Origin of the sequence: Aeromonas sp. A35_P, assembly GCF_002259925.1 — a bacterium.
Taxonomy (GTDB): Bacteria; Pseudomonadota; Gammaproteobacteria; order Enterobacterales; family Aeromonadaceae; genus Aeromonas; species Aeromonas dhakensis.
In genome coordinates this window covers 1-9,641 of the sequence record NZ_NEVB01000216.1, presented here as the reverse complement: position 1 = coordinate 9,641, position 9,641 = coordinate 1, and the positions used below count along the sequence as shown (strand labels likewise).

General features: G+C 62.1%; 5 protein-coding genes. All 5 read right to left on the bottom strand.

What is annotated here, in order from left to right:
• A partial coding sequence (locus CAK78_RS23165) for a uracil-xanthine permease family protein (protein ID WP_303396019.1) occupies positions 1 to 828 on the bottom strand: 828 nt, incomplete at its 3' end.
• Positions 829 to 923: 95 nt separating this feature from the next.
• Positions 924 to 3,821, bottom strand: a complete 2,898-nt coding sequence (locus CAK78_RS16405; RefSeq protein WP_217900835.1) for a molybdopterin-dependent oxidoreductase Mo/Fe-S-binding subunit — start codon at positions 3,819 to 3,821, stop codon at positions 924 to 926.
• The gene (ygfM, locus tag CAK78_RS16400) at positions 3,818 to 4,594 is read right to left on the bottom strand and encodes a molybdopterin-dependent oxidoreductase FAD-binding subunit (protein WP_094697982.1); all 777 of its coding nucleotides are present in this window, start codon (positions 4,592 to 4,594) and stop codon (positions 3,818 to 3,820) included. Before ygfM ends, CAK78_RS16405 begins: the two co-directional genes overlap by 4 nt.
• 80 nt (positions 4,595 to 4,674) lie before the next feature.
• Positions 4,675 to 6,003, bottom strand: a complete 1,329-nt coding sequence (gene ssnA / locus CAK78_RS16395; protein ID WP_094697981.1) for a putative aminohydrolase SsnA — start codon at positions 6,001 to 6,003, stop codon at positions 4,675 to 4,677.
• A gap of 30 nt (positions 6,004 to 6,033) precedes the next feature.
• Positions 6,034 to 9,144, bottom strand: coding sequence for a putative selenate reductase subunit YgfK (ygfK, locus tag CAK78_RS16390; protein ID WP_094697980.1), 3,111 nt, complete (start codon positions 9,142 to 9,144; stop codon positions 6,034 to 6,036).
• Positions 9,145 to 9,641 lie beyond the last annotated feature (497 nt).

The window sequence follows — 9,641 nt, the reverse complement described above, 5'->3', positions numbered from 1 at the left end:
GTCCCCCACCGCCTCCAGCACGCTCAACAGATAGATGGTGCCGGCCAGCACGAAGGCGTGCAGATCGAAGGAAAAACCGTACTTGAACGGAATGGGCACAGTGATGAGCGGCAGGTTCTCAAGGGCGGTGAAATCTACCATGCCGAGCATCAGGGCCACCGCATAGCCCACCAGCAGGCCGATGGCGATGCCGCTCATGCGCAGCAAGGGGCTCTTGCTGCAGTTGAAGGCGACGATGACGCAGAGCACCAGCAGCCCCAGGCCGATGTTCTCGTATTTGCCGAAGGTGCCGCTGCTCATGGCGGAGAAACCACCGCCAAAGTCGATGATCCCCACCTTGATGAGGCTCAGGCCAATCATCAGCACCACTACCCCGCTCACGGTGGGGGTGATCACCCGCTTGAGGTAGGGCAGCACGAAGGAGGAGCCCATTACCAGGAAGGCCCCGACGAAGGAGACCCCGAGCAGGGTCGAGACGATCAGCTCCTCGTGCAGGCCATCTTTTTTCATGGCGCTGCCAAGCGCGATCATCACGGTGACGAAGGAGAAGTTGACCGACTGGATGGAGAGCAGCCCCGAGCCGATGGGGCCGTAGCGGTTCACCTGCAGCCAGGTGCCGATGCCGGAGGCGATCATCGCCATGGAGACCAGGTAGGCGGTGGTCTCGGTGGAGAGGCCAAGGGCCCCGCCGACGATGAGGGCCGGCGTCACCATGGGCACGAAGATGGCCAGCAGGTGGGTCACGGCCCCCATCAGGGTTTGGTAAAAGGGAGGTTTGTCTTCGAGCGCGTAAATCAGATCCGAGTGCTTGCGTGTTGTTTTAGACATCTTGATTGTCCCATCACACAGAATATGGGCGGAGTACTCATTCCGCTGTCAGGTGCTGGGGGCGAGCCTGCGCCCGCCCCTCACCTTTTCTTTTGTTATGCCGACGCTTGTTGCTCCAACTTGCCCAACTCGCGCAGGATCTGCTCCGGCGTGAAGTGCCACTTGCGCAGCCAGACACCGCAGGCGTCGTGGATGGCGGTAGCGATGGCGGGCGCCGCGCCGTTGACCCCGATCTCCGAGATGGACTTGGCGCCGTAGGGGCCGACCTTGTCGTCACTCGGTACCAGGAAGGCCCGAAAATCGCGCGGAATGTCGCCAATCTTGGGCGCGCCATAGCTCTTGAGATCCCGGGTGAGCGGGATGCCCTTGCCGTCGTAGCAGATCTCCTCGGTCAATGAGTGGCCGATGGCCCGCATGGTCGCGCCGTAGATCTGGCCGAGCGCCAGCTCCGGATTGATGGGGGTGCCGCAGTCGAGCAGGGCGTAGAACTTGTCGAGCCGGATTTGGCCGGTTCTGACATTGACCGCCACCTCGGCGAAGTTGGCGCCATACGGGAAGGCAAGCTCAGAGGTGATGTAGCTGGCGGTGCCCACCAGGATACCGAAGCCGGTACCTGTCTCGGCCTTGTGGGCCAGCTTGGCGAGGCTCACCTCCCCCAGCTTGCCGCGCACCAGGCCCGGAAACGCCAGCTCAACATCGGCTACCGGCTCGCCCAGCATGGCGGCGCCGTGAAACAGGATCCTCTCCTTGAGGTTCTCGGCCGCCTTCTTGGCCGCGTTGCCGGAGAAACAGGTGCCTGACGAGGCGTAGGCCCCCTTGTCAAACAGGGCGTGGTCGGTGTCACCGGAGATGACATGCACATCCCCGAGCGGGCAATGCAGCACTTCGGCGGTCAGCTTGGCCACCACGGTATCGAGGCCGGTGCCGATATCGGCACCACCGGAGTGGACGATAAAGGTGCCGTCCGATTCCAGCTTGACCATGCAGTTGGCCTGATCGATGTCCGGGATCCCCGATTTCTGCATGATGATGGCGACGCCACGGCCGATGCGCCAATCCCCGTCGGCGGTTTTGGGGCTGTCCCAGGCAATCAGCTCGCGGCCCTGCTTGAGGATGGGTTCGAGGGCACAGCTGGCCGCATGGGGCACCGAGGTGGGCATCTTGCCCTCGCCGATGGCACCCAGCACCTTGAGGATGTCCCCCTCGTGCACCCGGTTGTGCTCTACCATGTCCAGCTGATCGATGCCGAGTTTCTCGGCAAGTTCCGCAATCGCCATGGTCAGCGCGAAGTTGCCCTTGGGCGCACCGTAGCCCTGATAGGCACCAGTCGGGCAGATGTTGCTGTAGTAGGTGTTGACGGTAAAGCGCACGTTCTCGCACGGATAGAGCGGCAGGGAGAGCGCCGGGCCGTTGCTCGGCACCGTCAATGAGTGGTTGCCGTAAGGGCCGGTGTTGGCACGAAAATCCATTTCGATGGCGGTGATGGTGCCATCTTTTTTGGCCCCCACTTTCACCTTCACCTTGGCCACGTGGCGGGAGGTGTTGCTGATGAACTCCTCTTCACGGGTGTAGCGGAAGGTGACCGGACGGCCGGTGACCCTGGTCGCCCAGGCACACACCTCTTCCAGCAGGATATCCTGCTTGGAGCCAAAGCCGCCCCCTACCCGCTCCTTGATCACATGCACCTGATGCTGCTTCATGCCGACGATGCGTGCCACCTGACGGCGCACGTGCCACGGCACCTGAGTGGATGCGTGAATAACCAGACGATCCCCATCCATGTAGGTGAAGCAGATGTGCGGCTCGGTCGGGCACTGCTGGGCCTGGGTCGACTCGTAGGTGCGTTCGACAATCTCGTCCGCCTCGGCAAAGCCCTTGGCCACGTCGCCGATCTGGCCATGGACGCTGGCGGCCAGGTTCTCGTGGGGACGGGAACCGATGGGGAAGTTGATGATCATGTGTTCGTCACCGCGACGCACCGAGCAGGCGTTCTGCTGCTCCAGATCCGCAGGCGCCCCGGCCATGTAGACGATGGGCTCGTCGTGCACCAGCGGTGCATTGGGGGCCATCGCCTCGTCAATGCTCATGACTGCCGGCAGCACCTGATACTCGACGTCGATGAGTTTCAGCGCGGCCAATGCGATGGCTTCGCTCTCGGCCACCACGGCGGCCACCCGATCCCCCACGTGACGCAGCTTGCGGCCAAACATGCGGCGATCGAGCGGTGACGGCTCGGGGGCACTCTGGCCACCCGGGGTGTAGTAGACATCCGGGCAGTTGAGGTGGGTGATGACGTGCACGACGCCTGGCATGGCTTCGGCACGGCTCACGTCGAGTTTGGTGATCACCGCATGGGGATGGGGGCTGCGCAGCATCTTGATGACCAGCGCATCCTCGCTGACCCGATCCTCCACGTAGCAGGGCTTGGCCTGCACCATCTTGGCGGCGTCCACTTTCGGGCAGCTCTTGCCGATATGGCGCAGGTCATCACGAAACTCGGGGGCAATCTGGCACAGGTAATCGGGATCCTTGAGGCGCGAGCTGGCAAGCTCGATGGCCTGATAGAACTGCTGGTAGCCGCCGTCCCGGTGAAACAGACCCGAGAGCGCGTCGTCGATTTGATCACGGCTGGGGTTGGGGTGGCGATCAAGCAGGTCGGTGACGATGAGCGCTGCGGCCGGATCGTTGTAGCCCGACTGCACCACCCCCACATCCACCATGGCCTGCTGCACCAGGCTGAGCTGGTTCCAGCTGCCCAGCGACTCGGCGGTGCGCACCTCGGCCCCCTCCAGCTGGGCGGCGATCAGCAGGGAGGCGTTGATCACCTTGCCGTTGAAGAGGATGGCGTCGGAGCCGGCAAAGCCGAAACCGTCGTCGCTGTTGCGCACCGAGTGCATCCGGCACTGATTGAACAGCACCCGCTGGGCATTCTCGCCAGCCGGGGTGATGACGGTACGCAGGGCACCGTTCAGGGTAAAGTTGAGTTCCATCATGCCTGTACCTCCTGCTGCTGGCACTCCACCAGCAGATCCGCCACCACCACGCCGCTGATATAGCGCTTGTAGGCCACGCTGCCACCGAGATCCGCGCGCGGCGCAATCAGCGCGCTCACCGCCGCCTCCAGCGCCGCATCCCGCAGCTCATGACGCTCCACATCCCGCAGACGCATCGGCTGCGGCGTGACGCCCGCCAGGGCGACCCGCATCTCGCCAAGGGCGTCGAGGGCCACCGCAGCTGTCATCACCGCGAGGCCGTCGGCGTTGCGGCTGATGCGGCGAGTGGCGCAGCGCAGCTCAGGCTCCGGCAGCACCACCCCCAGCACCAGCTCCTTGCGCTGGCCGGCCAGATAGGCATCGATGGGTTGCAGCTGGTTGTTCTCCAACACCACCACCGCTTCGAGCACCAGCAATACCGGCAGCAAGGGGGAGTCCTGCTGCTGGCAGGCAATTTCGCCGCCAATGGTGGCCTGATTGCGCACATGGCGGGAGTAGACAAACCCCAGCGCCTCGCACAGGGCGGCCGGGGTACGGGGGTCGTCTTTAAGGGCTTGCAGGGTGACGGTGGCACCGATGTGGAGCTGGCCGTGCTGCTGCTCAATCTGGCCAAGTCCGAGCCTGTCCAGCGAGATGGCGACCTTCTTGTCGGTGCGGGTCGGCGCGGCGTTGAGCTTGCTGCCGCCCCCCATGTAGACGGCGTCGTTGCCGAAGCGGGCCTTGAGTTCCAAAGCCTGACCCAGTTGCTCGGGTCGGAAGAATTGCTCAATCATGTGTCGTCCTTACTCTTGCTGCCCGCCGCCGGGAAGATCCACAGGGCGGGCAATCCAGTCCAAACGTGCGGAGGGTGGCCTCAGGCCAGCGCGTCCATTCGTTGCCACAGGCGGCTCGCCACCTTGCTGGCCTGCTCATAAAGGGGCTCGACGTCAAAGGCGAACTCGCGATCCTGATAGACCATGCGCCCCTCCACCATCACGCTGTTGATCGAGGATGAGCCCATGCCAAAGGCGAGATGGCCACCAAGGTTGCGCGACGCCAGCGGGGTCGGTGCGGCGTAATCACAGATGGTGAGGTCGGCCTTGTAGCCCGGCTCCAGCCGGCCAAATTTGGCGCCGAAGTTGCGCTCCAGCAAGGTGTTGCCGTTCCAGAGGAAGCGGGCAAAGCTGTCTGGCCAGAGGGCGCCGCCGGCATCCTTGTGTTTGAAGTAGGCGAACTTGAGCTCTTCGAGCATGTCGGAGCCGATGCCATCGGTGCCAAGCGCCAGATTGCGGTATTCCGGCAGGTGCAGGTTGTAGCCCACGTGGTTGTTCATGTTGGAGCGGGCGTTGTGCACCAGGAAGGCATCGCGGCTGTTGAGCAGCTCGATGTCGGCCGGGCTTAAGTAGATGCCGTGAGCGATCAGGGTCTTGCTGTCGACAAGATCAAACTCATCCAGCCGGGCGATGGGCTCCTTGCCATGGTGGTGGTGGCCGTGGGCCATGTCGTATCTATCTTCCGCCACATGGATATGCAGCCCGCGACCGGTGACTTGCACCGCTTCGCGCAGCATGGCCAGCCCCTCGTCAGGCACGGTGAAGGGGGCGTGGGCACCGATGTGCGCTTCAACCAGATAGGGCTCGCTCCCCTTGGCCTTGGCGGCATCAATGGCCTGCGCAAACAGGATGTTTTCCTCTACCCCGGCCTGCAGCTCGGCGAGGCCGCCGTTGCGATCCGTGGTCTCGAAGCAGGTCATGCCGCGCAAGCCCGCCTCCACAAACCCTTTACGCAGCACGTTCAGGGAGCCCTTGATGAAGTTGGGCGAGGCGTGATGGTCGATCACCGCACTGCAGCCGCTCTTGATCGCCTCCAGCGAGCAGATGAGACCGCTGTAGTAGAGGGACTCCTCATCGAGCGCCCGATCGAGCCGCCACCAGAGGTTTTTCAGGGTGGAGATAAAGTCCGGGCAGGGGGCTATGTTGGCCATGATCCCCCGCGACAGGCCTGAGTAGAAGTGGTTGTGGGCGCAGACGATGCCCGGCATCACCAGCTTGCCACCCATCTCCCGATAGGTGGCCTCTGGGTAGAGGGCCCGCAGATTGGGCCCCACCGCTTTGATAAGCGATCCTTCGATGGCGATATCCACCCCTTCCAGCACCAGAGTCGGCTCCAGCTGGACGGCGGTGACGTTTTTCAGAATAAACATGGTTTGCTCCTTCGCTTATTCGTGGTTCACTCAGGCCACGACGGCCCCCAGCAGGTAGTGGTGATGAGCGTGGACATGGCTGATGATCCGGCACATGTCGCCAAGGGCCGCAGGTGCATCCTTGATCTGGCTCTGGGCGTCTATGGTCAGGCGATAGGTCTCGCCGCCCTGACGCACCCGCAGCTCACCACCATCCGCCAGATAGAAACCGGGGTTGCGGCTGTTGTCGAAGTCCTCGGGCAGGCTGAAGATGGTGACCTTGTCCTGATAGGGCTTGCCCTGCCAGGGGCAGAACTGGGCGCAGTTGCCGCACTCGTTGCAGTAGGCATCCAGGTGCAATGTCTGGAACTGATCCTTGAAGCCCGGCACCGCGATGGCGACGTTGGCCCGGTTGGGGCAGACATCCACGCACTTGCTGCAGAGGTAGTTGCACTCGAGGCAACGGTGCGCCTCTTGCGCCACGAAGGCATCGCGCTCGCCCTTGTCCACCAGGGTGACGGCGATGCTCCCCTTGCGGCGGTAGATCTCATCCTTGCCCGACGGCTGGGTGGTCACGTCACGCTGCTGGCTGGCGATATGCTCGCGGGCCAGCACCAGATCCGCGGCGCGGCGGGCACCGCCGATGGCACCGACGATGGAGGACGGGCCGCTTTGCACGTCACCGATGAGGAAGACGTTGCGACGGCTGGTTTCGCCGCTCTGGCCATCCACCTCGGGCCAGCCATCGCTGCCAAGGGGAATGCCCATCGCTTTCAATACCTCGCAGTCAGGCTGCTCGCCGATGGCGGTGATCAGGGCATCCATCTGCATCACTTCGGTCTGATCGGTGGGTACCGGACGGCGGCGGCCCTGTTCGTCAGGTTCCCCCAGCGCCATCATCCGCACGACAAGCTTGCCATCTTTGTCAAAGCGCTCCGGATTGGTGAGGAAGCAAAAACGCACCCCATCCTCTACTGCTTCCAGATACTCCTCGCGATAGGCGGGCATCTCTTTCTCGCTGCGACGGTAGATCACGGTCACATCGCTGACACCGGGCACCTTGAGGGCGGCGCGGGCGCAGTCCATGGCGGTGTTGCCGGCACCGATCACCGCCACATGGCGGCCCAGCGGCAGCGGTTTGCCCTGATTGAAGCTGCGCAGGAAGTTAAAAGACTTGTAGACCCGATCATGACCCCCTTCGAGGCGCATGCCGCCGTTCTTGTCGGCCCCGATCCCGACGAAGACATAGGTAAAGCCCTGCTCCTGCAGCTTGTCGACGGTGAGCGCCGGCTCGCAGCCGAACTCGAACTTGACCCCGTGAGCGGCGACAAAGTCGATGTCGTGCTGGATCAGCTCGGCCGGAATGCGGAACTCGGGGATGATGTGCTTGACCACACCACCGGCATCCGCTTCGCGCTCGAACACGGTGACCGGGTGACCGGCGCGGGCCAGGAAGTAACCGGCGGAGAGACCGGCCGGGCCGGCGCCAATGACCGCAACCGGGTGCTTGTCACCACTGCCTGCCGGTTTGTGCCAGCGTGCCTTGTACCCTTCCCAACCGCGCTCCAGCGCGACCTTCTTGAGCTCACGGATATTGAGCGGGCTGTCGTAATCGAGACGGGTACAGTTGTACTGACACTGGTGATCGCAGATATGGCCGGTGATGGCAGGCAAGGCGTTGCGCTGATAAATCAGCTCAAGGGCTGCCACATACTCTCCCTCGCCCATCAGGCGAATGTACTCGGGGATATCCTGATGCACGGCGCAGGCGGTGACGCAGGGCGCCACGTAGCAGTCGGTCAGCGGCAGGCCGCCGCCCACTTCGATGCGATCGTCGGATTTCCACTCCTTCTGGGTGTAATCCATGGTGAGCGCCTTGGCGGCCAGGGCTTCCAGCTTGGCCACATCCACCTGACGCATGCCCCAGCTGTCCGACGCATCTATCTCTTTGAGGCACTCGATCTGGCGCAGGTAACCACCCGGCTTGAGCAGGTCGGTGGCCATGGTGATGGGACGAATGCCGGTCTCGAAGATCTCGGCAATATTGAACTTGCTGGCACCGCCCGAGTAGGAGATGGGCAGCTTGCCATCGAAGGCACGAGACAGCACGGCAGCCACGTTGATGGAGAGCGGGAACAGCGCCCGGCCGGACATGTACATCTCATCGCCGGGCAGTGCCCCCTTGCGGTTGATGGTGCCGAGGGTGTTGGTGAGCTTGACCCCGAAGGTGAGCCCCTTCTCGGCCCCCAGCGCCATCAAGCGGGTCAGCATGGCCTTGGCCTGATCCAGCTTGAGGTCGTGATCGAACGACGCTTCGCTAAGACCGATGTAATCAAAGCCGCAGGTATCGAGGATCTCGCGCACCCGCGGGTAGCCCAGCAGGGTCGGGTTCAGTTTGACGAAGGTGTTGAGACCCTTCTCCTCCAGCATGTAGCGACAGATGGCCTCAATTTCGTTGGGCGGGCAGCCGTGCATGGTAGAGAGGGTAACGCCGTGCACCAGCTCGGCCGGAATGCGCTCCACCAGCTGTTGCAGGCGAGCCCGCCGCGCCCCCAGCCCCAGCTCGGCGATAAACTGCTCGTCGGCCACGAGGTCTCGCACCACCTGCTGGTACTCGGCAAATTTCGGATTGCTGCTTGCATCCATCAGGCTGTGAATGAACTGCTGCATCGGCGGCTGTTTGATGCCATCGAGGTTGTAACCCACGCTCATGTTGAAGATGAAGGACTTGGCCTCGTCGCCCTGGCGCGGGTCAAACACCTCTTCCAGCAGGTAGAGGGCAAACCAGGCCTTCAGGTACTCGTCGAACGCCTTGGGCAGGGTGAACTCGGTAGACCACTCGGTGTTGAAGCATTCGTCTTCGGCATCGATGCAGGGTTTTTCCAGTTCGAGACGGTCCAGGATCTGCACCGTCTTGAGCTCGATAAAGCGCCCGCCGGTCAGCCAGGAGGTGACGATGTTCTGGGCCAGCTGGGTATGGGGACCGGCTGCCGGGCCGATGGGAGTTTCGCAGGTTTCACCGAACACCTTGATCTTGCGCTCGTCCTGCTTGCGATAGAATTGCGCGGCGGGAATGCCGAAGATGGATTGACTCGCTTTATATTCCGAGAAGATACGGACCAGAAGGTTCTTGAAGGGAACGGGTCGCATAATATCGCCCATGTTGATCTCCTTGCAGCGGCACTGCTCATTGACAGGGTGAATAAATGGGGCCCATCCATAACCACGCATAAAAAGCCCCTTGAAACTGACAAGAGCAACAATCAGGCCAGCGCCGGATCTTTTTATTTTTCAGCCATAAAAACGTGAGGCACCTCCAATTAATAAAACATCGACAGCCGATACCAGTTTCGACAATGAGAGTGGCTATCAACACCGAATTTAAATAATGGAAACGTCTCCCTCATTGCTGAAAATGATCTCACTTTGGCGCGGCGCGCTATCAGTTTGATAAAGAGCGGGGCCAGCGCCATTATCAGGCCGGCCAGGATGATAACGGCCGCTGTCGGCCCCAGATAACGGGTTGGACAAGGGGATACCTGATTACCCATGATTAGCAGTCACCCCGAACTATACTGATCTTATGCACAGGTTATCGAGGAGCGAGATCATGGCCAAAAGCAAAGTCCAATTCCAGAAAGGCTACAGCCTGTTTGAGC

Bases quoted from the DNA above. Each gene is read 5' to 3' on its own strand.
- CAK78_RS16405 (WP_217900835.1), bottom strand. From the start codon at position 3,821: ATGATGGAACTCAACTTTACCCTGAACGGTGCCCTGCGTACCGTCATC.
- ygfM (WP_094697982.1), bottom strand. From the start codon at position 4,594: ATGATTGAGCAATTCTTCCGACCCGAGCAACTGGGTCAGGCTTTGGAA.
- ssnA (WP_094697981.1), bottom strand. From the start codon at position 6,003: ATGTTTATTCTGAAAAACGTCACCGCCGTCCAGCTGGAGCCGACTCTG.
- ygfK (WP_094697980.1), bottom strand. From the start codon at position 9,144: ATGGGCGATATTATGCGACCCGTTCCCTTCAAGAACCTTCTGGTCCGT.